Raw genomic sequence first — 21728 nt, forward strand, 5'->3', positions numbered from 1 at the left:
AGTGCTCTACCAACTGAGCTATCAGGGAACGTTAAATAGAATACTAATAATTTATCATGACTTCTTAGGGGAGTCAAGCGATAGAAGTGTAAGACGTCCGCTGCACTTTCCGCACCTGTACCGGGCCGGGTTCATCTTCCGTTTCCGCAAATACTCGGTCCCGCAGGCGCTGCAGCGCAGCATATAGCGGTAAGGTTCCGGCTGGCGGCCCGTTGCCCTGCCCTTCGGCAAAGATTTGCAGAATCGGCTTCCTCCAACGGCTTGCAGCAATTTTTTGAAATCGGCATCCCGATGCTGATACCCCCTCCCTGCAATATGCAAATGGTAATGGCACAGCTCATGCTTAATAATCTTCTCGACCTCTTCCCTGCCGTGCGTAGCAAGCTGATGCGGATTGATCTCGATATGATGGCTCTTCATAAAATACCGGCCGCCCGTTGAGGACAAACGCCGGTTAAAGGTCGCCTGATGCCTGAACGGAACCCGGAAGCTCTCCAGCGAAATTTTCTCAACCCAAGCCTGCAGTTCTTCATTGCTCATCTCGTTCATCATAACAATATCTGATCCTTCCTTTACCTTATAAATGCTACTTGAATTTTAACTTCTCTCTGGGCTACACTGTCAAGTAGAAAGTATGGAGGGAGAACCTGCAATCATGCCGAACATGCGTTACGTTATATTAAAGGGACACGAGGGGCTGCAGTTCGTCGAAATGCCTGGTGACCACGCTTACCAGCTCAGTGCTCTGAATTTACGCCTTAACAAGGAAATCGATAAACTCACCGCTCCAGGCAAACCTCAGCTGCCTCTTGCTGTAGCTGAATGCGACAATCTTGATCTGCTGCAGGAATCGCTGAGCATTCAAGGTGGTCTGGACTACATAAATGAGCTTGAGCAGGCTTTTGCTTCCCTTAACGAAACAGAGTATCCACTCATCTCACTGCTAACCGAGATTCGGGCTCTTCAAGCCCAGCTTGAGCAGTGGTACGAGGAAGAGGCGTAATAATCGAGGTAGACCTGCACGCTTTGGGCTTTTTCCCCATATGCTATCCATACAGATGGAATTAGCAAGAGGAGGAGATACCCTTGCCGCAATGGCTCTGCAATCAATTGATACGTGCTTTCCGTAAAAAGGACAGACGTCAGATCAAGCTGCTGAACGAGTGCTGGTACTTTTACCGGAATTCACCGGGCGAAGAGAATTCGAATGCCCGATAGGGCGCTGCAACCGATCCATAAGTATGACAATAAGCCGGACTGCTGTCCGGCTTATTTTTGTGTGTATTTTATCATGATAGCTGAAGGGGAGCACGATCTACTGCAACTTACAGAAAGCTGCGCTTAGCCGGCCAGGAGCCTTGCAGCTTCCGCAGAAAAATAATTTGTCCCGTATGGTATGCATCATGCGTAATTAAGCTGGCTATCCGCTGTGGAGATTCGGTGATCTCTTCTTCCGGCATCTGCTCTATTTTTTGTCTTAACGCAGTATGAACTTCCTTCAGCTGCTCCTGAGCTGTTTCCCACGCCTGCTGGCTTGGATCGTGTATGAGAAAGGTCTCGTCATTGCCGATTCCTTCGTTACTAAGGGGTGTCCCTTCCAATCTTGCGAGCAGCCGCTGCTTATAATACAGCAAATGCTGCACGTTCTCCCAAATGGAATTCGCGGCCTCCCCCTCCGGTTTCCAAAGAGCCTGCTCAGCCGTCACATCCTTCAGCGCAGGAAGAATCGGCGGATACCAGTCCTCCTGCTCCATAACGTTATCCCAGTAAAGTAACAACAATTCTCGCATGTTCATATTCGATCGCCTCCATTTTAATATGTAACCACCTTAAATAAAATAGATCGTTACACATAAACTAACATACTGCCACCTCCATTACAAGTAACTAGCAACATAAATTTTTACTTGTTACAATAATGGAATGAGAAAGGATGAGTTTCATGTTGTGGGATGATTTTCTGAACAGTGAATGGCATGACTGGAGAGGTAGCGGCCGGTCAGAGGACAGACTTTATCGTGAGGATTGGCTCACCGATTTTATAGACGAATATCATCTTCAAATGACCCTGCCATTAAAAACGGATGAACTGGATCTGTTAAAACAGCTTCGCTCCTTCCTCCGAAAATGCGTGCAGCACATCGTTGCGGGAGAACCCCCTTCCCGCCAGCAATTGGAGGAATTGAACCGCTGGATGGCCGCAGGGCCAGTCGTGCGCCAGCTTGGGATGCAGGGGGACCAGAAATTCGTGCTGACCTACACCCCTGTAACTCCGGATCTTCAGACGTTTTCCGCGGAGATAGCGGGTTCTTTTGCGCAAACCTTGGAACAAGGCGAGCTGGCTCGATTCCGCATCTGCACCAACCCGGATTGTCTGTGGGTGTATTACGACGATACGCGCAACCGCTCCAAGCGATACTGTGATGACAAGGCCTGTGGCAACCTCATGAAAGTGAGACGGTTTCGGGCGAAGAAAAAGCAGCAAGCCGATATCGAGAACTAAGCTAGGGTTAGGGCGCTCAGTAGATCGTTTCTTATATTTAAATGGGTTGGAGGTAAAAATCATGAGTATAAAGAGGGTTACTGAAGCAGAATTAGCTTGGGTTAACCGGCAGTATGAACAAATCGGATTTATGCCAAGCAAGCTACAGAATGAAATCATTGCCATCGTTATGTCTCAAGGCCACTATGCCGGTGTTGGCAGACTGGTTATGTTGAATGCGCATGAGGCTGAGATGGGCGGCATTTATATACTGGATGCATTTCGAGGACAATTCCTTGCACAAGAGCTCGTTTCATACCTGGTAGAAGAATCGAAAAGACAGAACCTCAAGACGGTGTATTGCATTCCGTTTGAAGAGTTGCAGCATTTCTATGAGAAATTCGGCTTTCATGCATTCGATGCCCCTGCCTCCAATGCCAATCCCCGGATTTTAGAAAAATATCACTGGTGCCTCAAAACATACGATAAAAACGTCCTGCTTCTAAAGCTGACCCATGACGGGTAAGCTCTGGGTAATAAAAAGCAGCGGTATGCCGCTGTCTGAGCTTCACAAGCAGTAGAACGAATAAGAGCCGTAACTCCCAATGGGAGATACGGCTCTTTCATCATTTTATACGCCATTGCGTAAGGTTCGTTCGATCCGGGGATTGCTTGGATTGCTGTCGGCCAGGTGTTGAACTAATATGGGATCCTGTTACTGGTCCTTTGGCTTACGCATCGTCAAACCGACGCGGCCTTTCTTCAAATCAACGTTCAGCACCCATACCGTAACGTTATCTCCCACGGAGACAACATCCATCGGATGTTTCACAAATCCATCACTCAGCTGGGAAATATGCACCAGACCGTCGCTCTTGATGCCGATATCAACAAAAGCACCAAAGTCGATAACATTGCGCACCGTTCCCTGAAGCTCCATTCCCGGCAGAAGATCTTCGATCTTCAGTACGTCCTGACGGAAGATTGGCAGCGGCAGTTCCTCACGCGGATCGCGTCCCGGACGCTGCAAGCTGTCCAGAATATCACGCAGCGTTGGCACGCCAACCTCCAGCTTCACCGCGAGGTTCTCCGGCTGCTGCGCATCCAGCAGCTCAGCCAGCTCCTTGCTTCCGAGCTTGTCCAGCCCTACCTGAAGCTCCCGGAACAAACGGTCAACGACCGCATATGATTCCGGGTGAATCGGCGTACGGTCCAGAACGTTCTCCCCTTCCGAAATCCGCATAAAGCCCACGCACTGCTCAAACGTCTTGGCGCCTAGCCGCGGAACCTTTTGCAGCTGCTTGCGGCTTACAAACTTCCCGTTCTCCTCCCGATATTTCACGATATTCTTGGCAATGGTTGCGTTGATCCCTGCCACGTACGAAAGCAGGGATGGCGATGCGGTATTCACGTCAACTCCGACATGGTTAACCGCAGACTCCACGACAGCTTTCAGGCTTTCCTCCAGATGCTTCTGGGTTACATCATGCTGATATTGACCCACGCCGATCGATTTCGGATCGATCTTCACCAGCTCGGCAAGCGGATCTTGTACCCTGCGCGCAATTGAAGCCGCGCTGCGCTCGGCTACATCCAGATCCGGGAATTCTTCCTGTGCCAGCTTGGAGGCAGAGTACACACTTGCTCCGGCTTCATTAACGATGAGGTAAGCAAGCTCAGGGTCAGCGATTTCCGCAATAACCTCTTCTGCTACAAATTGCTCCGTCTCACGGGACGCCGTCCCGTTGCCAATGACAATGAGCTTGATCCCGTATTTCGCAATCAGCTGTTTGAATTTCGCAGCAGCCTCCTGCCTCTTGTTCGCTGGCGGCGTCGGGTACGTTACCGCTACTTCAAGCAGCTTGCCCGTGTCATCAACCACAGCAAGCTTGCAGCCGGTGCGATAGGCCGGATCGACACCCAATACACAGCGTCCCTTCACCGGTGGCTGCAGCAGCAAGCTGCGCAGGTTCCCTGCAAAAATAGAGATCGCCTGATTCTCCCCTTTTTCCGTAAGCTCGCCCCGAACCTCCCGTTCAATGGATGGTGCGATGAGTCGCTTGTACGAATCCTCGATCACCGCGGTAAGAATATCCGATACGGATGACGGGCCCTTAAGCACCTGTTTGCCGATGTACCCATGAATGGATTCGGAAGGAACCTCAAGCCCCACCTTCAGAATGTTCTCGCGCTCCCCGCGGTTAATGGCCAAAATCCGGTGTGGTGGCATTTTCTTCGCCAGTTCCCGGTAGTTGTAATAGTTCTCATACACGGATTCTGCCTCGGTATCCTTCGCCTCTGAAGTCAATATGCCATGGTCCATACTGAATCTGCGCACCCAGGAACGAACGGTTGCATCGTCGGCTATATTTTCAGCCAAAATATCCATCGCTCCTTGCACTGCCTCTTCGGCCGAAGCCACACCCTTCTCTTCATCAACATACTTGACGGCCTCAAGCATCACATCGGCTTGCTTCGGCTGCGACCAAATCCACTCGGACAGCGGCTCGAGCCCCTTTTCCTTCGCGACGCTTGCCCGTGTCTTGCGCTTCTGCTTATACGGACGGTATAAATCTTCTACTTCCTGAAGCTTGACAGCAGCCGTGATCGACTTCCTCAGCTCTTCCGTCAGCTTGCCCTGCTCCTCTATGATGCGAATGACTTCCCGCTTACGGACTTCCAAATTGCGCAAATAGTTTGTCCGCTCTTCAATGTCACGTAATTGATTCTCATCCAGCTCGCCTGTCATTTCCTTACGATAACGTGCAATAAACGGTATGGTATTGCCCTCATCCAGAAGCTCAACGGTCGTACGCACCTGTTTCTCGGACAATTGAAGCTCTTTCGCCATTTGCTTGACGATCCGTTTTAATTCTTCCTTGCGAATCTGTTCTTCATTTACTTCCACAACAGCTTCTAATTCAGACAATGATATCCCTCTTTCTTCAATGAAACTATATTACCTATTATCCCAAACTTAAGCGCTCATTTCCACCTCATAGCTTACATCATAAGGGTTTAAGCTGTTTTTAATGTCGATTTCATCTCATTTTAAGATTCGCTTTATATTCTTAATAGTAAGAAAATGCTGCTGCCGGATATCCACACCTTCATGATGATCAGGGGGTCACCTTAGATGAATGACAAACAAGCCATTGCCTGGTCCGTTGCCTGCCTCCTGTTTATTGCAGTCGCGGTCACCACGGCCTACATTCTCATCCCAACTAACACCTAAATACGAATCTTCAATAAGAAGCGTGCTCCCAGCTTCTCATACGCATCGCAGGCAGATGGCAGTGCGGCCATCTACGTAAAAACCCTCAAGGAGTTCGTCCTTGAGGGTTTTTATGGCCATCGTTCTATGTGGAACATGCAACGCTTGGATTGAATTAAAAATCAATCAAGCCCAGACTTATTTGCAGGGAATCATCCACCTTGCTCATCATTTCATCATCAAGATGGGTGATTTTGTCAGTTAGCCGCTGCTTATCAATCGTCCGGATCTGCTCTAGCAAAATGACGGAATCCCGATCAAATCCATGCGACGCCGCGTCGATTTCGACGTGAGTCGGCAGCTTGGCTTTTTGAATCTGTGCCGTAATGGCTGCAACAATCACAGTCGGACTAAACCGGTTGCCGATATCGTTCTGGATCACAAGAACCGGCCTTACGCCGCCCTGCTCCGAACCGACAACGGGTGATAAATCCGCAAAAAATACGTCGCCCCGTTTAACGATCACTGTCTACACCCCGCTTACTAAGCGGTCTAGAGTGTTGTCTGCATCTTCCTCCGCGTGAAACGCCTCAGAAGCCATGGTCAGGTTAATTTTGGCCATTTCCATATAACCTCGCTGCATGGATTCACGAATGTAACGTTTCTTCCGTTCATTCAGGTACAACTTCATGGCCTGCCTAATAAGCTCACTGCGGTTGGAATTTTCCAGCTGAGCGATCCCGTCCACTTCCTGCAAAAGATGATCCGGCAAACTGATCATGATTCGTTTGGTGTTCTGCATATTGGCCACCTTCTATCACACCCCCACAACCTTCTCGCCCTGTGCACCAGTATTACATTATTCAAGGAAATTTATACAAAAGAATATATATGCCGAAGGTATATCAAGTATGCTGCATATCATTATAAACTACAATCGACACTTTCGTACAGACTTTAGCGACATATTCCTATTTCGAGGGTGTCTGTACGTATTCCTTCTTTCCTGAATAAATTACTTGGGGCACAAAAGGCCTTTAAAGGTGATTCCAGAGTGCATTTACCGTCTTAACGGGTATATCGTCGCGTATATACTGACGTGGTACCCGGTGGGCAATCATGCAGACGACCTCGTAGTGGATCGTTCCCAGCTTGGCTGCCAGCTCATCTGCCGTGATGCATTCGCCAGATTGCTGGCCGATGAGTACAACCTCTTCACCAGCTTTAATTTGTTCCGCCTCCTCGGCGAAAGGTTTGAGCGATACCATACATTGGTCCATACAGATATTTCCGACTACAGGGGCGCGGCGGCCGCGTATCAGCACTTCCGCTTTACCGCTCAGCATACGTGAGAAACCGTCGGCGTAACCGATAGGAAGGGTTCCAATTCTCTCTTCCTGCTCTGTTACATATTTCGACCCGTAACTGATACCGGAATGCGGAGGCAGATTTTTGACGTAGACAAGCTTGGTCTTTAACGTCATGACAGGGCGGAGGCTCACTGCCTTCCGATTCACCTCATCCGAAGGATACAATCCATACAGGCTAATGCCAATACGAACCATATTATAAGATAATTCGGGTGTATCGATGGCAGCAGCGCTGTTACCCGTATGTATGATCGGGATATGGTAGCCCTTATCCCGAAGAGCGTCCGCTACGCCCTGAAAACGGCGGTACTGTTCCAATGTATAGTCTTTGTTGTGTTCATCCGCTCTTGCAAAATGGGTAAACATTCCTTCGACAACAACCTGCGGCAGTGAACATGCTTCTTCTATAAAAGTAAGAGCATCTTCACCAGGAAGCAGGCCCAAACGACCCATTCCGCTGTCAATCTTGATGTGTACCTTAAGTGGCTTCTCCGGCTTGACCGGCAGTGCCTTTATCGCTTTGAGCACTTCCGAACTGAACAGGGTTATGGTTACATCATACTCATAAGCGGTCTCTACCGCCTCCGGTGGTGTATAACCGAGCACCAGGATCGGAATAGAGATGCCTCCTTGCCGAAGCTCGAGCGCCTCATCAAGGAAAGCTACGCTCAAGTAAGCCGCTCCCAGTTGCTGAAGTTCGCGTGCCACTTCTACAGCTCCGTGACCATACGCGTTAGCCTTCACACATGCAAGCAACTCCATGTGCTTGGGCAGCGCCTCACGAAAAACGTTATAGTTAGCGCGCAGATGGTCCAGGTTGATTTCCGCCAGGGTAGGTCGATATATCGCTTGCAATTCCAGTCACCTTCTTACCATTTTGAAAAAAGCATTAGGTTTACATTAGATTAATGGTAATGTTCCCGCGAGCAACTGTCAATTGAGCCAAACTGCTTATTTCTGAAGCTCGCGGTACCCTTGTAGTGACGAAACTTGGTGAAACATCGGAATATCTGCAAGAAATGCAGGCAGAACCCCTGACGGATTGCCTTTATTTGGAAAATAGGCGAATGGCCCCATTGTCGGAATTTTGCCCTCCTTCAATGCTTGGTATCCGCCTACTTTGTATTATTTACCCGATTCTCCCTGCATGGAAGCAGCGACTTTCACCATTTCACTCACAGGAAGATTTGCGCTGGTGATTCGGTATTCGACTCCTTCTGTATTCCAGGTCAGCGTTCTTTGCTGATCGCCAGTGAGCAGCCCTACCGTTGTGAAGTCGATGTAAATCGCTTCGCCCGGTACGAGGGAAACCGCACGATCCACCGGTCTGGATTCCATAATCGTGTATTGGTACACGCCGTCATACTTCAGGATGACCGCATGATCCTTGCTCTCTGCAACCTCCATGGTGTCCTTATTGGTAACCCCGGCAGGAAGATACTCCGGATAAATAATGCCGAACGATCCCATGTCGCCGCCGGAGGCCGTTGGCGTCAAACCATCTGTTCCCTGGGCCCCATTGCCATCTGCTCCGGAAGCCACCGGCACTCCATTCTCGTCCACTTCCGCAAGCGTTCCCTTCGCATCACTCATTGCGCTCAGATTCTTGTTGGTATCAAACGATTCCTTCGTCAGATTGGTGTCAAATGTAAAGGTATTGAATTTAACCTCAACCACGACATTAGCTTCCGAATCCGATACTTGTACCTGTTTCGGAGTGTAATTGTCCTTGGCGAGCCATATCTTCTGACGAATCAGGGAATGGCTGTGGTAGTTCGCCGCCACTATCGAACACGTAGCTATCCTTATCCTCGGCAAACTGACGGGTATTGTCGCTCAGAATGCTGCCCAGCAGCGTCTGATACAGATATACCTGTCCCTGATTATCCGGCCAGTCGCTCTTGAAGCGGAAGCTCTTGTTCAGGCTTGGCGTCAGGACGAACACACCGTCATCATTACGAAGCACGATTTGCGTAATATCCTTTTGCCCATTCGTTAAACTGATCCGGTAGTAAGATGGTGACTGATACCATACCTCCACCTGGTACTCCTGCGGCGCCGAACCGGTATGTATGGTCATAACGCCCGCTCCCTGGTAAGCACCCTTGGCACTTTCCAGCTTATCAGCCACCTTGCCCAGATCCTTCACAACGCTGTCCGCATTTTTCTTCCCGCATCCCGCCAGTATTGTTGTTAAGCATAATACTACCGCGAGCAGCACCCATGAAATCCGGCGCATGTCATCATCCCCTTCAACACTTGTTTTGACTTGATTGATACATGTCTATGAGGGACTTGGTCACATTATGCAGACTAGCCTGACAAGCACCGTTACGGCAGGCCTCGCAAGGGGTTCATTGTCTGGGACAAGAAAAAAAGCCCTGGCGGATTCAGCGGATCGTTGATTCCATAAGGGCATATTTTCTTAAAACATCTTGATTGCTCTCATAAGTCATCCAGAGCATCCCCTCTTAAGGAGCTGAGTGAAGAGCAACAGACTCATCAGGGACAGCATTCGTATAGGGCGCGAACCATTCCTCATCCACATGGTCTGGAGATGGAAGGCCTCGTGTCATCGGATCAAAAATCCAGAATATACCTACAGCGAGGACAGCAGCCCCACACCCGGCGATCACAGATGAACCAGCAAACACAACACCCAGGGTTCCTCCGATCAAACTTCCCAGCGGCATCGCAATCCCGCTGATTCCGCTGGCTGCCGCCAATACGGTTCCCAGTCTCTTCTCGGGAATTGCCTTCTGGATGACCGAAATAATGATGACGTTCGTAACGCCTCCAGGAAACCAGGCCAAGCCGTACACCAAAACGACAAGCCAGGTCCATGGGGTAAATACGCTTAATCCCCAGGCAGCTCCGGACAAACAGAATGCACCGGCAAACAGATAGCCGAGCGGTAAGCGCTCAAGCTTCATATAAGGCGTCAATATGGCACCCAGGAGGCTTCCGCAAGCCGAAGCCATAAGCAGCATTCCATAGATGCTGGCCCCACCAAGACTGTCAGCAAATGCTGGCATGACCGTAAATGTTGCCCCGCCTGCTGCATTAATGACGATAATCCCGATTTGGATCCGTGCAAGAGGCGTTGCCAGCATGTAGCGAAGCCCTTCCTTCATGTCACTCCAATAACTTCCCATCGTGTTCCGAATACTTTTAGATTTTGATGAACTCGCCTCTGATATATTATTATCGTTGTTATCAGAAGTTTTGGTGGATTTCTTGATCTTCAATTGCGCGAACAACAGCGCACCGATGAAAAATCCGGCCGAATTCCATAAGTAGAGTGAAACTGCACCTAAAACCACAATCAGTACGCCGGAGATGGCGTTACATGCAACATCTATGCCCTGATTTGCAATCGAGAACAACGAATTGCCCTGTGTCAGCTGTCTTTTCTCAAGAATACGGGGCAGCGCCGTCATTTGCGCCGGATAGACCCACATATTCAGTGTCGATAAAATCGGGGTGATGGTCAGGACCAGACCAACCGTCAAGAAGTCAAAATAGAACGCAAGCGGTATGATCAATAACATTAAGGCCTGAACCAGCTGGGTGTTTACCAGCAGTCCACGTAAGGGAACACGATCAATCATCGGACCGGACAGAATCTGAATGATTCGCGGCAGGATGGACAGGAAGCCGGCAATTCCGGTATACAAGGTTGAACCGCCGAGGTCATAGACCAGCCACATCGCTGCAACCGCATATAAACTGTCACCAATATTCGTTAAAATCCGGCCGATAAACAGCAGCACAAAATTTCGGTTCTTGAAAATTTCCATTCAGCTTCTCTCCATTTCGAAGTTTAATAGTTAAGCCTGGTAGAGGCCGTGTTGGCCTCTATTTATCTTCGAGCTCCGTTGAAATCACATTGATTCCGATTGCAAATTCCTGACTGTCGCTTGATTTCGTCGCGATGGTTTTGTTCACCCATTTCTCGAGCAGTTCCTTGAATTCCGTAGTCATCTCTTGATATTGATCGCCGTTCAGCTGCAGCCTCAGGCTTATCCTGGTTCGGGTCGCCGCCGCATAATCGTCGGCAAGGACGGGGTCCATCATTTGCGTTCCCTTGGTGTTAAACCACTTGGCTTTGGATTTATAATATTTCTCTACAATGCCGCCGACAGTCCGGGTCTCCACCAAATCTATTAATCCGCCGTCGTATAACTTCTGAATATGATAGTGAATGCTTCCTGGCGATTCTCCCAATTCGTCCGCTACTTGCTTGGCGGTTTTGGCCGTATCCAGCATGGTTCCGAGAATCTTCACGCGTTGTGCACTGCCGAGCAGCTTGGCTTGTTCCACCGATATCTCAATGCTCTGATTATGATCTTGATCCATGTTTGCCAGCACTCCATTCTAATTGAATTGTTCATTCCAATTCTGTAATTTGATTTGTTATTTCCGTTCATTCCATTTTAGTTTATCATTCTAATTTTCTAGATCGGTATGTCACAATAATAAACCACCTATTACCATTTGTAAATAGGCGGTTTATTTTTTTGTGTTTTTTTTCTAAAGAGGTTTGACCATGTGGTAATAAACGTGCCCGTTAATCATAATTTCCTTATCCGTGCTGTACCCTCTTCTTTCATATAAAGAATGAGCGCGATGATTGTCCGTCACAACAGCGAGCGCGATTTTATCATACTGAAGTTCCTTCGCCTTTTTCTCCGCATGGCTGATAAGTGCCGAACCTATTCCCTTTCCGCCAAACTGCGGGGAAACGGATAAGGTATCGATATAATACTCATCCTCATCGGATTCTTTATCCAGGGCGATGGCCTTGTCATTCTTCAGCTTCCGCAAACGCTCCAGGATCGGACGATCCAGTTCCGCCACCTTATCTCCCCCGTATGCCACGATAATGCCCGCTACTTCGCCGTCTACCTCTTTTACGGCAGCCTGCCGGTGACTGAGCCTGCCTTCATCCGCACGAAAATATTGCTCCAGCACTCCAATCGCCTTCTCTTCGCTTTCTTCCCCTGTCAATTGGTGCGCTACATCGTGCAGCGCATCATACAATAGCCTTACCGCTGCAGGAGCATCTTGTTGTCTTGCTAATCTGATTGTCATGTCAGTTAAGCCTCCGATTACATTCAATAATTCAAACATCCCAGTCCTCAACCTCATAAAATAAATCTATCTCGGATGAAGCTGTAAAGGATCGACGGTTTAATCCGCTGGTTCCGATCTTCTCATGCAGTCCAAAACCTCTGGATACCTTGAAAGCAAAAGTTAAACCATGAGGTATCATTGCACTTCCTCTATACAAACCCTCTCCGCAGTATGGAAGCTCAAATCCGGCATAAATGGATGGATAGGGCGGTGTGGATGGTGGCACTTTCACCTGGACGGTGACCTTCACAAACTCGGGCATCTCATCCACGACCCTCATTTCTTTATCCGCGGTCAAACCCCCATATTGAAGAAACATACGGGTGCTGCCAAGTGCTCTGGGTGTGATGCTTCCGTCAGGCCATACACGAAGCACATCCGGATCCTCGACATGGAATGTCCCGTTCATGAGCGTTTGAACAAATCCACTGGTATATGTAATAACCGGATTCAGCTGTTTGAGAGGTCCGTTTATGCCCACAACGCTATCCCCATGGAGTTGAATAGAAGCTGGTTCTCCGATATGGCCAAAAAAATATAACAACGGCGCTTGAGCTCTGCCTGCCCAGTCTCTCTGACTGTGGCCTGCGCCCGGATCGAGGAACAGCATAAGATCCTCTCCCGGTACAAAGCCGTCATGAATGAGTCGCTCTGCTTCCACTCTGGCGTATTTTTCCATGAAGACCCCTTCTGCTCCGCCCATATCCAGCCATATTCGCAGGTTCGGATGCGTACCGTATCTTTGGTAAAATGGATATTCCTGCAGTTGGCCCTCAGTGTCAAACTCAGTCTTCACGAAAAAGGGTGACATCACGGCGATGCTTCCAAAAATCTCCGGACGGCGAAATCCTATGTTATAGGTGACAATGCCGCCTGCCGAGGAACCCATCATAGCCGTGTATTCCGGCCCTTGCAGCGTTCGAAAGGTTGCATTCATGTAGGGCATCACTTCTTCAATGATAAAGGCTTCATATTGTTCACCCGCAAACGGGGGGTCGGTCACCTCATGCATCCTTGGATTGTCATGGAAGTATTCGTTCAGTCTTTGATGGGGAACCGTTGCGATACCAACGATAATAATCTCCTCCATCCGTCCTTCGGAAACAAGTACGATCTGCTGTCTCATGCATCTCCCAGGACTCCCCGGTCACGTCTGCAGAAAAAACATGCTGCCCATCATGCATATAGAGTACAGCATAACGCTTCTCCGTATTCACATGATAGCTGGGCGGAAGATATACATACAAACTTCGGGTATTACCAAGGTTAACCGATGGAAAATCCGCGATTTCCACCATTCTTGAGGACATACTGACCATTCTAACCCCTCCTGCCTATTTTTGCACCACAAGGACCACTAAATGCTGCTTACACTGGCAAAAAACGTTACCTGAACAACAAAAAAGGCACAACCCGATAAATCAGGTTGTACCTCTGAGGTAAGCATTGCCTTACCCGTCATTATACTGGGGAATTTCCCCAATTTCAATATCAGGATTTACCCTCGGGCGGCTCTTTGGGCACATAATTAAAGATATCGCCATCCACAAAAGTATCGATCAAACGCTCCAGCCATTTATAATAGGCGACGGCCTCACGCATTTTAGCCTGATCCTCTTGCAGCACCGCTGCCAATACTTCATCATGCTCATGCTCCTTATGGAGCTTCTCGGTTTCATCCAGCGCTTTGCGCAGAACCATAATGTTGCTCTCCACCGATTTTCGCCACTTAATATCAAAGAAGTCCACGAAGCTCTGATACCAATCGTACTCGACTTCATACAGATCTTTGCGGGAACCCTTCTCCCACACTTTGTTTACCATTTTATAATCGAGCAGTGTCCGCACGCCTGTACTCATGCTGGTCTTGCTCATCTTCATTTCCTGTCCCATTTCATCCAGGTTCATCGGTTTATCCGCAAAATAAAGCAGTCCGTATAAATGCCCCGTTGAGAGTGGAATGCCGTACAAATCCATATTTCGTCCAATATTCTCAATGACACGCTTACGAATCTTATGCACGGCTGCCTGCCGTTCATCATCTAAATGGTACAAGCCCATGCTTGCAGCCTCCTCTATCTGTAGCCATCCAAGAAGTCATATCAACCTAACCAAACCAGGTGGACTCGAATTGTAGTGTGAACGATCTCAAAGAAATCTAATCAATCCCAATTCCACACACATTCTCTGATCTATTGTAGGGAAAGCTATTTTAAAAGTAAAGAAGATCGCTCCAGAGGATATAGGAGCATATGGGAGCATATGAAAGGATAACTTTGTACAGTTTTTACTGTACGTACTTTATGTACGGATATAACGTTTGATACTTTACGTATCGGTTGTTACAATGGGTGACATGGGTTTACGAGACGACATCGGTACAGACTCGGTCAATTGGACGCGTCTCTATACATTCTAAAAGGAGGAGTACTTTTGGCTATTCTGCAAGTTAACAAGGTCAGCAAATTGTTCGGCACGAATCCGGAACAAGGGATTCAACTGCTTGAGCAGGGCTGGGGTAAAACGCGAATTGCGAAAGAGAAAAATATAACGGTTGGCGTTAACCGTGTCAGCTTCGACATTCATGAAGGCGAAATCTTTGTCATCATGGGGCTGTCCGGCAGCGGCAAGTCTACATTGGTCCGTTTGCTAAATCGGTTGATTGAACCAACATCGGGTGAAATATTGATTCATGGCAAAGATCTTCGAAAAATGAATAAGGAACAGCTGCGGGAGGTTCGACGCAAGAAAATCAGCATGGTGTTCCAGAAGTTCGCTTTGTTTCCCCATCGCTCGGTTGTAGAAAATGTGGAGTACGGATTAGAGATTCAAAAGGTAGACAAGAGCAAGAGACGCGAAGCCGCCATGAAGTCACTTGAGCTCGTAGGCTTGAAGGGCTGGGAAGAAAAAATGCCCGACCAGCTTAGTGGCGGGATGCAGCAGCGCGTCGGGCTTGCCCGCGCACTGGCCAATGATCCAGAGATTCTGCTTATGGATGAAGCATTCAGCGCACTCGATCCCCTCATCCGCCGAGATATGCAGGACGAATTGATTGAGCTTCAGGACAAAATGAAGAAGACGATTGTGTTCATCACGCATGACCTGGACGAAGCCCTGCGAATCGGCGATCGCATTGCCCTGATGAAGGACGGCTCCATCGTTCAAATCGGAACACCTGAAGAGATCCTGACTCAGCCTGCCAACGACTACGTGGAACGTTTCGTGGAAGATGTGGATCTGTCCAAGGTGCTCACGGCTTCCCGGGTTATGCGCCGTCCCGAGACCATTACGATGGATCGCGGACCACGCGTTGCACTTGAGCTTATGCGCGAACGTGGAATCTCGAACCTGTTTGTCATTGACCGTTCCAAGAAGCTGCTTGGCGTCATAACGGCCGAAGATGCATCCGATGCGATGAAGAATAACCGCAAGCTTGAGGACATTCTTATCACGGACGGCCCGAGCGTCGGACCCGATACACTGCTGAATGAATTGTTTGAAATTACAAGTATGTCCAAAGTGCCATTAGCCGTTGTGGATGATAACGGCAGGTTGATGGGCGTCATCGTCCGCGGTGCTGTGCTCGGTGCTCTGGCTGGAGAAAGCAAGAGTGGGGAGGTGACGCAAGATGCCTAAGATTCCTCTCGCAAGCTGGGTTGATTCACTGGTCGAATGGATGGGAGACGTGTTCTCCGGCTTCTTTGACGCGATCTCTTTGATCATCGAGAAAATCGTGCAGCTGTTTACGGATCTGTTCATGCTTCCTCATCCGTATCTGTTCATTGTCATTCTGGCTGTCATCGCCTATTTCTTGGGCCGCCTGCCACTGACTTTATTCACGGCGATCGGTTTTCTGCTCATTGATAACCTCGGCTACTGGTCGCAAACGATGAGCACGCTGAGTCTGGTCATCACGGCAGCTTTAATATCGGTTCTACTGGGTGTTCCGCTTGGGATATGGGCGGCTTACAGCAGGTCCGCATCCCGGATTATTATACCGGTTCTCGATTTTATGCAGACGATGCCGGCGTTTGTATACTTACTCCCTGCCGTCACATTCTTCAGTCTGGGTGTTGTTCCAGGGGTTATTGCTTCGGTTATCTTCGCGATTCCGCCAACGATTCGTCTGACTCGTCTCGGGATTATGCAGGTATCCGGTGAATTAACGGAGGCTGCGGATGCATTCGGTTCGACTTCCGGACAGAAATTGTTCAAGGTTCAGCTTCCGCTGGCCATGCCAACCCTGATGGCCGGTATTAATCAGACCATCATGCTGTCCTTGTCGATGGTCGTTATCGCTTCGATGATCGGTGCTCAAGGCATTGGTGCCGAAGTTTATCGTGCAGTGACTCAGCTGCAAATCGGGAAAGGGTTTGAAGCTGGCTTGGCCGTCGTTATTTTGGCGATTGTCCTCGACCGCTTTACACAAAATATATTTAAATCGAAAAAAAGGGGTGCTTAATTTTGAAAAATCAAAAGTTTTGGTTGTCGCTAAGCTTGGTCGCTATTTTAATCCTGTCCGCATGCGGCGGAAACGGCGGTACGGATGGAACTACGGATAATGGAGCAAACAGCGGCTCCACCGCTTCCCTCGGCGAACAAGTAAAACATGAAATCATCGGTATTGATCCAGGTGCAGGTATTATGAAAGCAACGGCTGCTGCTATCGAGGAATATGGATTGACAGACTGGAAACTGATCGAGGGTTCCGGTGCAGCCATGACGGCAACACTGAATAAAGCTATCAAGAACGAGGATCCTATCATCATTACCGGTTGGACGCCTCACTGGATGTTCGCCAAATATGATCTGAAGTATCTGGAAGATCCGAAAAAAGTATTCGGCGAAGCTGAAGAAATTCACACGATTGCCCGTCTCGGACTGAAGGAAGATCATCCGGAAGCTTACAAATTCCTAAGCAATTTCAAATGGACCTCTGACGATATGGGTCAAATTATGACTGCTATTCAAGAAGGGCAAGATCCGGAAGCTGCTGCTAAGGAATGGGCTGACAGCAACACAGAGAAAGTGGATGCCTGGCTTGAAGGCGTGCAGCCGGTTGAAGGAAAAACTTTCAAATTCAGTTATGTCGCATGGGATTCCGAGATTGCCAGCACCAACCTGCTGAAGGTCATCATGGAAGACAAACTGGGCTATAAAGTAGAGGCGCTTCAGGTCGAAGCAGGCCCGATGTGGACCGGCGTTGCCAACGGCGACGTTGATGCAACCGTAGCAGCTTGGCTGCCATTGACGCATGCCGACTACTGGGATAAATTCAAGGACAAGGTCGAAGACCTTGGCGCTAACATGGAAGGTGTAAAAACCGGCCTGGTGGTTCCATCCTACGTGGAAGCTAATTCGATTGAGGATTTAAAATAAATACTTGTGAAGCCATCCCATGGAATATGGGGTGGCTTTTCTTCTAAAGAATGAGTCAAGATTGTCGGCCTGTGTTGGAGAGAGGATGTATCCGTTCCGGTCGCGTTGAAACCAGGAAAACAGGATGATACTCTTGCGGCATTTTCCCGGTTTCAAAGGCGAACGCCAGGTCTCCTCCACAGATACATCCTCTTTTCTTGACTTCGGCCTCCAATCTTTCCACGTAAAAAGAGCCATCCCATTCATCTTGGGATGGCTCTTTGCGGTGGCGGGACTTGGCTGACCCGTATTCTACACGGTCAGCTAGCCTGAGTTATTGCCAGGCAAGCTGTGAGGTCCCCATTGGGGCTCACAGGCTTGCCGGCCGCTTCTTGCGGGCTGTAAGTCCCTTTAAGAGACTTGCAGCTTTTGCTGGCGCGCACGCGGCTAATCTTTTATCGTTACCGTTACTGGCGAGTATTCGGCGATCACGGTTTGACCGTGCACCGATACGCTGCCTTGCGGCGTGAGGTCTTTTTCAGTCATGATGCCAAGGGCAATGGTGAATTTATTGAATTTGATCGGGATGTTGTTCTCCCGGCGAATTTCTTCTCCATTTACGTAGAACACCGCTTCGTCCTCGGCACGGTTATACGTAATTTTGTAAGTATTGAACTCCAGTGGTGTAAAGTGTGTGTCTTCCTCTTTAAAAATACAGAAGTAGCGGGTCTTGTCCGATTCCGGCACCTGAACGCCCGGGAACGGCAGAACAGCATATACGCTGGCATACTTGTCGTTCGAAGCAAAGAAATCCAAGGCTCCGCCGGTGCTAAAATCAAGCAGGTTCAGGGATACATAGCCGTCATACAGGTCACCAGGCACCGTGCCCTGGGTGCGCGCCCGAATCTGCAGCTCGAAGGTGACCTCACCGGATTCCGGCACTTCCACTTCCTCGTTGGAATAATACATATGCTTGGCATTATCGAGAATTTGGATCTGGTTATTCTGGCGGCTCAGCGGCGCGCGAACGTACAGGATTCCGTTGCGTACGATAACGACAGCATTCGGCTCCCGATACTCCCAGAACGAACCGTCCGGCAGCGGGAAACCGCCGATCTTCCATACCTCGCTCTCGGACAGGATGGAGTGAAAATCACCAAAAACGCGTTGTTGTTCCATCTAATTCCCCTTCTTTCTTACAAAGTCTGAATAATTCCCTGGATGATCAACGACAGGATCAGCACGCCGCCGCAGCGCATGGTGGTCATGGTTGACGCGCCCATTAGCGGTAAATACGCTTCGGAACGGTTACTGTCCTTCAGTCTTCCATATACAAGATACAACGGAATAATCGTAAGCAGTGCTATCAGTGCGTAAGGCGGAAGCGCTCCGGCTAATACGCAGACTATCAAAGACAGGCAGGCCAGCAGCAGCAGAACACGCGAGAAGTTCAGCGCTCTTTTTTCACCCCATACCACGACCAGGGTCTTCTTCCCGGCCTGACGGTCCGCCTGCCAATGCAAGAAGTGATGATTGAACAAAATAAGCGTTGTCAGCAGCCCGATAGGCAGTGACAGCAGCAGCGCCCGTATATCCAGATGTGAGGTTTGAACGTAGTATGCACCCATCACAGGACAAAATACCGAAGGACAGCAAAATAGCAATTTCACTGAAGCCCTTGCCCCGATATCCGAATTGGATGGGCGGTGCGACATAGAAATACGCAATCAATCCGCCAAGTGCACCGAAGACGAATGCCCACCAGCCACTGATTAAACTTAGAATAATGCCGCTCAGTGCAGCTAATCCGAACAGAGACCAGGTGATGAGCTCGAATTTGCGAAGCGACCAGACGCCTTTCGTAAGGAAGCCCGAATTCGTGGAGATGGCATCGACATGCTCCTGCGCTTCCGTATCGGTTCCGTTCTTATAGTCCCACAGATCGTTCACCATGTTGGAGAACAGATGCGCAGCCCCGCTTCCGATCAAAGTCAACAAAAAGAGGCCTATATGAAATTGGCCTGTCCATACATAAGCCCCGAGTGCTCCCAAAGCAACCGGAATCAGCATGACGGGAATGACTTTGATTCGGGAAGCTTTTTTAAACTGTGTAAGGGCATCCACGTTGATATGCTCCTTTCTCTTCTATTAATACAGAATAGAACGCCTGCAAGTAGCTTGCAGACGTTTAGCGTTGTGAAACATAGAACTTGCATAAATAAGAATATCATAATTGTCGAACTTTGTAATCCGTTTGTTAGAACTTGGCTGCCCAGCCATTATACCGATGACCGTTCGATGAGCTCGAAGGCAAGCTCCTTGCGAACCGGTTCCTTCAGCTCTCCTTGAATATGTGCATAAACAATCCTGAAGGCCTCCGACCCCATATCGAACAATCGGTTATCAATCGTGGTCAGCCCCAGCATTTTGCCGATCGGCTGATTGTCGAACCCGATAACAGCAAGCTCTTGCGGTACGTTCAGTCCTCTCTTCTCCGCTTCATAGATCAACCCGGCTGCCACATGGTCGCCCGTGACCAACAAGGCACTGGGGCGTTCCTTCATGTCCGACAGCCGATCCATAATGGCAGCGCCGTCCTCAAGATCTATACAGCCATCCAGGATCCACTCCTCGCGGTAAGGCTCCCCGATCTCCTGAAGCACTGCTCCGTATGCCTTTTGACGTGCTCTCGTGCTCGGGCTGTCCAGTCTGCCTACCGTGAATCCGATGCGCCGATGTCCCCGCTCCATTAAATAATGCATAGCGCTGCGAAATGCCTCCGCATGGTTAATATATATAGAAGAAAATAATCGTTCCCCTGCATCCCGGCAGCATACAATCGGTCCATACGTGCAGTAGGCTTCGATCTGTTTAGGAGTAACCGACGACGATAAAATAATGATGCCGTCAATCTCGCGGTTGCGCAGCATCTCCAGCACTTCCAGCTCCTTATCCGGCGCATATCCGGTCTGGCACAGGATTAGGCGATAACTGGCGGCAAGCGCTTCTTGGCCGGCTCCCTCCATCAGTAAGGAGAAGTAGGCATGATTAATAAACGGCAGCATAATGGCAATATTCATCGTTTTACCTGTAATCAGATGAACCGCATTCATATTTCGGGCGTATTTCAGCTGTTTCATCGTCTCCAGCACACGTGTCCGCTTATCTTCACTGACATAGGGATGATTATTCAGGACCCTGGATACCGTTGATACTGATACGCCTGCCAGCTTAGCGATCTCTTTGATATTTGCCATATTCCGTCATGCCTCCTTTTATCCACTGGTTCCTTCCTGATACTATCATGATTGCCTCTCCTATTCAAAGCGAGGCCATGAGCGGGTTAAAGCCACTGAACCAGCATAAAGATCATATCCACTAATTACTTTTTTTTGGTACTATGAATGAGTGACGAATGACTTCAGCTCTATGGAGGGATCGGTATGTCTAAACTGTTCAAGGCCCTTGGTGCCATATGGCTTATCGGCGGTTTTATTGGAGGGGTCATCGTATTCATCATCATGGAGGGCAATTGGTTGACAGGGATTACTTGGCTTATCAGCGGTGCGATCATGGGCGCATTGTTCTATACGGTGGGCGAAATCCATGAAATCGTATGGGAGAATAATGCCCTGCTCCGGGAGGTGCTTCACCGTCTTCCACAGCAGCCTGGCGATAAGAAGCCTCCCCTTGGAAATTCCAGAGCCAATCTTAGCGCGTTGAAGGATTATAAGATGAACGCAAAAGATTAAGACACCATAAAAGAGTGCTTGCTCTGGTATGCTTTTCATACTTTACACTGAATCTGGGTGGAAACCTTCATTCATTGTCAGCGTGACCCAAAGGGCGTGATGGCAAGAGCAAGGCTTCTGCCTTTTTATCGAAAGACTGAAACTTACATCTTGTCCGTCACGTTATCCTTGTCAAAAGGAGTTGATGGATGATGGAGACATTCGGCAGAGGCTGTTTGTACATTATTATTGGTATGGTTGTGGTGCTGCTGCTGGCCATACTGATCGGGAGCACCATTACAATCCCTTGGTTCATTTTCATTCCGCTTGTCATTATTGCCTTTGCTGTGGCTGCATCGAAGAGCAAGCGGAGGGATGATGATTAGACTCTGGCTTGGAGGTTCGCCTAAAGAACCCTTGACACAGGTAGTATTTTG

General features: G+C 49.0%; 26 protein-coding genes and 1 pseudogene. 9 read left to right on the forward strand and 18 right to left on the reverse strand.

The window, feature by feature from the left end:
- Nucleotides 1-54 precede the first annotated feature (54 nt).
- Nucleotides 55-552 (reverse strand): SprT family protein, encoded by a 498-nt coding sequence (locus tag PVOR_RS25230; protein WP_006212380.1) that lies wholly within the window; start codon nt 550-552, stop codon nt 55-57.
- 103 nt (nt 553-655) lie between these two features.
- On the opposite strand from PVOR_RS25230, the gene PVOR_RS25235 reads away from it, so the two are divergent.
- On the forward strand, nt 656-1003 hold the full coding sequence (locus PVOR_RS25235) for a hypothetical protein (protein WP_006212381.1): 348 nt from the start codon (nt 656-658) through the stop codon (nt 1001-1003).
- Nucleotides 1004-1086: 83 nt separating this feature from the next.
- Nucleotides 1087-1218: a cortex morphogenetic protein CmpA gene (gene cmpA, locus PVOR_RS30060; protein WP_006212382.1), complete on the forward strand. Its 132-nt coding sequence runs from the start codon at nt 1087-1089 to the stop codon at nt 1216-1218.
- A gap of 107 nt (nt 1219-1325) precedes the next feature.
- On the opposite strand, the gene PVOR_RS25240 is transcribed toward cmpA, so the two are convergent.
- Nucleotides 1326-1796: a DinB family protein gene (locus tag PVOR_RS25240; protein WP_006212383.1), complete on the reverse strand. Its 471-nt coding sequence runs from the start codon at nt 1794-1796 to the stop codon at nt 1326-1328.
- 146 nt (nt 1797-1942) lie between these two features.
- Between PVOR_RS25240 and PVOR_RS25245 the strand changes: the two genes are divergently transcribed.
- Together PVOR_RS25245 and PVOR_RS25250 are read left to right on the forward strand one after the other, a co-directional pair.
- Nucleotides 1943-2503, forward strand: a complete 561-nt coding sequence (locus PVOR_RS25245) for a CGNR zinc finger domain-containing protein (protein ID WP_040681006.1) — start codon at nt 1943-1945, stop codon at nt 2501-2503.
- Nucleotides 2504-2564: 61 nt separating this feature from the next.
- The gene (locus tag PVOR_RS25250; RefSeq protein ID WP_006212385.1) at nt 2565-3008 is read left to right on the forward strand and encodes a GNAT family N-acetyltransferase; all 444 of its coding nucleotides are present in this window, start codon (nt 2565-2567) and stop codon (nt 3006-3008) included.
- 189 nt (nt 3009-3197) lie between these two features.
- On the opposite strand, the gene PVOR_RS25255 is transcribed toward PVOR_RS25250, so the two are convergent.
- From PVOR_RS25255 to PVOR_RS25300, 12 genes and pseudogenes are all read right to left on the reverse strand, one after another.
- The gene (locus tag PVOR_RS25255; RefSeq protein ID WP_179087367.1) at nt 3198-5333 is read right to left on the reverse strand and encodes a Tex family protein; all 2136 of its coding nucleotides are present in this window, start codon (nt 5331-5333) and stop codon (nt 3198-3200) included.
- 538 nt (nt 5334-5871) lie between these two features.
- Nucleotides 5872-6222, reverse strand: a complete 351-nt coding sequence (locus tag PVOR_RS25260; RefSeq protein ID WP_006212388.1) for a type II toxin-antitoxin system PemK/MazF family toxin — start codon at nt 6220-6222, stop codon at nt 5872-5874.
- A gap of 3 nt (nt 6223-6225) precedes the next feature.
- Nucleotides 6226-6507 carry a CopG family ribbon-helix-helix protein gene (locus PVOR_RS25265; RefSeq protein WP_028406492.1) on the reverse strand — a complete coding sequence of 94 codons (282 nt, stop codon included), beginning with the start codon at nt 6505-6507 and terminating at the stop codon, nt 6226-6228.
- Nucleotides 6508-6733: 226 nt separating this feature from the next.
- Entirely contained in the window at nt 6734-7921 is a 1188-nt protein-coding gene (alr, locus tag PVOR_RS25270; protein ID WP_006212390.1) for an alanine racemase, read from the reverse strand.
- Nucleotides 7922-8017: 96 nt separating this feature from the next.
- The gene (locus PVOR_RS30830) at nt 8018-8167 is read right to left on the reverse strand and encodes a hypothetical protein (protein ID WP_160164035.1); all 150 of its coding nucleotides are present in this window, start codon (nt 8165-8167) and stop codon (nt 8018-8020) included.
- Nucleotides 8168-8191: 24 nt separating this feature from the next.
- Nucleotides 8192-9305: pseudogene (locus tag PVOR_RS25275) on the reverse strand (LolA family protein).
- 232 nt (nt 9306-9537) lie between these two features.
- On the reverse strand, nt 9538-10866 hold the full coding sequence (locus PVOR_RS25280) for an MFS transporter (RefSeq protein ID WP_006212392.1): 1329 nt from the start codon (nt 10864-10866) through the stop codon (nt 9538-9540).
- A 58-nt stretch (nt 10867-10924) separates the two neighbouring features.
- Nucleotides 10925-11425 (reverse strand): winged helix-turn-helix domain-containing protein, encoded by a 501-nt coding sequence (locus PVOR_RS25285; RefSeq protein ID WP_006212393.1) that lies wholly within the window; start codon nt 11423-11425, stop codon nt 10925-10927.
- Nucleotides 11426-11599: 174 nt separating this feature from the next.
- Entirely contained in the window at nt 11600-12160 is a 561-nt protein-coding gene (locus PVOR_RS25290; RefSeq protein WP_040681022.1) for a GNAT family N-acetyltransferase, read from the reverse strand.
- A 31-nt stretch (nt 12161-12191) separates the two neighbouring features.
- A complete protein-coding gene (locus tag PVOR_RS25295; RefSeq protein ID WP_006212395.1) occupies nt 12192-13328 on the reverse strand; it encodes an alpha/beta hydrolase in 1137 nt (378 codons plus the stop codon).
- On the reverse strand, nt 13225-13521 hold the full coding sequence (locus tag PVOR_RS33115; protein ID WP_419144526.1) for an alpha/beta hydrolase-fold protein: 297 nt from the start codon (nt 13519-13521) through the stop codon (nt 13225-13227). Before PVOR_RS33115 ends, PVOR_RS25295 begins: the two co-directional genes overlap by 104 nt.
- 172 nt (nt 13522-13693) lie before the next feature.
- Nucleotides 13694-14263 (reverse strand): GbsR/MarR family transcriptional regulator, encoded by a 570-nt coding sequence (locus PVOR_RS25300; protein WP_006212396.1) that lies wholly within the window; start codon nt 14261-14263, stop codon nt 13694-13696.
- 372 nt (nt 14264-14635) lie between these two features.
- Here PVOR_RS25300 and PVOR_RS25305 point away from each other — a divergent pair, with 372 nt between their 5' ends.
- From PVOR_RS25305 to PVOR_RS25315, 3 genes are read left to right on the forward strand one after another with little or no spacing between them, the layout of a single operon-like run.
- Entirely contained in the window at nt 14636-15838 is a 1203-nt protein-coding gene (locus PVOR_RS25305) for a quaternary amine ABC transporter ATP-binding protein (protein ID WP_006212397.1), read from the forward strand.
- Nucleotides 15831-16664 (forward strand): ABC transporter permease, encoded by an 834-nt coding sequence (locus tag PVOR_RS25310; RefSeq protein ID WP_006212398.1) that lies wholly within the window; start codon nt 15831-15833, stop codon nt 16662-16664. Before PVOR_RS25305 ends, PVOR_RS25310 begins: the two co-directional genes overlap by 8 nt.
- A 2-nt stretch (nt 16665-16666) precedes the next feature.
- The gene (locus PVOR_RS25315; RefSeq protein WP_006212399.1) at nt 16667-17581 is read left to right on the forward strand and encodes a glycine betaine ABC transporter substrate-binding protein; all 915 of its coding nucleotides are present in this window, start codon (nt 16667-16669) and stop codon (nt 17579-17581) included.
- A 426-nt stretch (nt 17582-18007) separates the two neighbouring features.
- Here PVOR_RS25315 and PVOR_RS25325 read toward each other — a convergent pair whose 3' ends face one another.
- The 4 genes from PVOR_RS25325 to PVOR_RS25335 form a co-directional block, all read right to left on the reverse strand.
- A complete protein-coding gene (locus PVOR_RS25325) occupies nt 18008-18739 on the reverse strand; it encodes a DUF6081 family protein (RefSeq protein ID WP_006212401.1) in 732 nt (243 codons plus the stop codon).
- 17 nt (nt 18740-18756) lie between these two features.
- Entirely contained in the window at nt 18757-19143 is a 387-nt protein-coding gene (locus tag PVOR_RS32380; RefSeq protein ID WP_234973102.1) for a prenyltransferase, read from the reverse strand.
- A complete protein-coding gene (locus PVOR_RS25330; protein WP_234973097.1) occupies nt 19025-19684 on the reverse strand; it encodes a prenyltransferase in 660 nt (219 codons plus the stop codon). Before PVOR_RS25330 ends, PVOR_RS32380 begins: the two co-directional genes overlap by 119 nt.
- A 155-nt stretch (nt 19685-19839) precedes the next feature.
- Nucleotides 19840-20817 (reverse strand): LacI family DNA-binding transcriptional regulator, encoded by a 978-nt coding sequence (locus PVOR_RS25335; protein ID WP_006212402.1) that lies wholly within the window; start codon nt 20815-20817, stop codon nt 19840-19842.
- Between the two features lie 186 nt (nt 20818-21003).
- Between PVOR_RS25335 and PVOR_RS25340 the strand changes: the two genes are divergently transcribed.
- The gene (locus PVOR_RS25340) at nt 21004-21312 is read left to right on the forward strand and encodes a hypothetical protein (RefSeq protein ID WP_006212403.1); all 309 of its coding nucleotides are present in this window, start codon (nt 21004-21006) and stop codon (nt 21310-21312) included.
- A gap of 188 nt (nt 21313-21500) precedes the next feature.
- Nucleotides 21501-21677, forward strand: coding sequence for a hypothetical protein (locus PVOR_RS30835; protein WP_155984628.1), 177 nt, complete (start codon nt 21501-21503; stop codon nt 21675-21677).
- Nucleotides 21678-21728 lie beyond the last annotated feature (51 nt).

The organism is Paenibacillus vortex V453, from assembly GCF_000193415.1.
Taxonomy (GTDB): Bacteria; Bacillota; Bacilli; order Paenibacillales; family Paenibacillaceae; genus Paenibacillus_AQ; species Paenibacillus_AQ glucanolyticus.

Excerpts from the sequence above, each read along its gene's own strand:
- PVOR_RS25230 (WP_006212380.1), bottom strand. The coding sequence starts at position 552 with ATGATGAACGAGATGAGCAATGAAGAACTGCAGGCTTGGGTTGAGAAA.
- PVOR_RS25235 (WP_006212381.1), top strand. The coding sequence starts at position 656 with ATGCCGAACATGCGTTACGTTATATTAAAGGGACACGAGGGGCTGCAG.
- PVOR_RS25240 (WP_006212383.1), bottom strand. The coding sequence starts at position 1,796 with ATGAACATGCGAGAATTGTTGTTACTTTACTGGGATAACGTTATGGAG.
- PVOR_RS25245 (WP_040681006.1), top strand. The coding sequence starts at position 1,943 with ATGTTGTGGGATGATTTTCTGAACAGTGAATGGCATGACTGGAGAGGT.
- PVOR_RS25250 (WP_006212385.1), top strand. The coding sequence starts at position 2,565 with ATGAGTATAAAGAGGGTTACTGAAGCAGAATTAGCTTGGGTTAACCGG.
- PVOR_RS25255 (WP_179087367.1), bottom strand. The coding sequence starts at position 5,333 with ATGGCGAAAGAGCTTCAATTGTCCGAGAAACAGGTGCGTACGACCGTT.
- PVOR_RS25280 (WP_006212392.1), bottom strand. The coding sequence starts at position 10,866 with ATGGAAATTTTCAAGAACCGAAATTTTGTGCTGCTGTTTATCGGCCGG.
- PVOR_RS25285 (WP_006212393.1), bottom strand. The coding sequence starts at position 11,425 with ATGGATCAAGATCATAATCAGAGCATTGAGATATCGGTGGAACAAGCC.
- PVOR_RS25290 (WP_040681022.1), bottom strand. The coding sequence starts at position 12,160 with ATGACAATCAGATTAGCAAGACAACAAGATGCTCCTGCAGCGGTAAGG.
- PVOR_RS25295 (WP_006212395.1), bottom strand. The coding sequence starts at position 13,328 with ATGAGACAGCAGATCGTACTTGTTTCCGAAGGACGGATGGAGGAGATT.
- PVOR_RS33115 (WP_419144526.1), bottom strand. The coding sequence starts at position 13,521 with ATGGTCAGTATGTCCTCAAGAATGGTGGAAATCGCGGATTTTCCATCG.
- PVOR_RS25300 (WP_006212396.1), bottom strand. The coding sequence starts at position 14,263 with ATGGGCTTGTACCATTTAGATGATGAACGGCAGGCAGCCGTGCATAAG.
- PVOR_RS25310 (WP_006212398.1), top strand. The coding sequence starts at position 15,831 with ATGCCTAAGATTCCTCTCGCAAGCTGGGTTGATTCACTGGTCGAATGG.
- PVOR_RS25325 (WP_006212401.1), bottom strand. The coding sequence starts at position 18,739 with ATGGAACAACAACGCGTTTTTGGTGATTTTCACTCCATCCTGTCCGAG.
- PVOR_RS25335 (WP_006212402.1), bottom strand. The coding sequence starts at position 20,817 with ATGGCAAATATCAAAGAGATCGCTAAGCTGGCAGGCGTATCAGTATCA.
- PVOR_RS25340 (WP_006212403.1), top strand. The coding sequence starts at position 21,004 with ATGTCTAAACTGTTCAAGGCCCTTGGTGCCATATGGCTTATCGGCGGT.
- PVOR_RS30835 (WP_155984628.1), top strand. The coding sequence starts at position 21,501 with ATGATGGAGACATTCGGCAGAGGCTGTTTGTACATTATTATTGGTATG.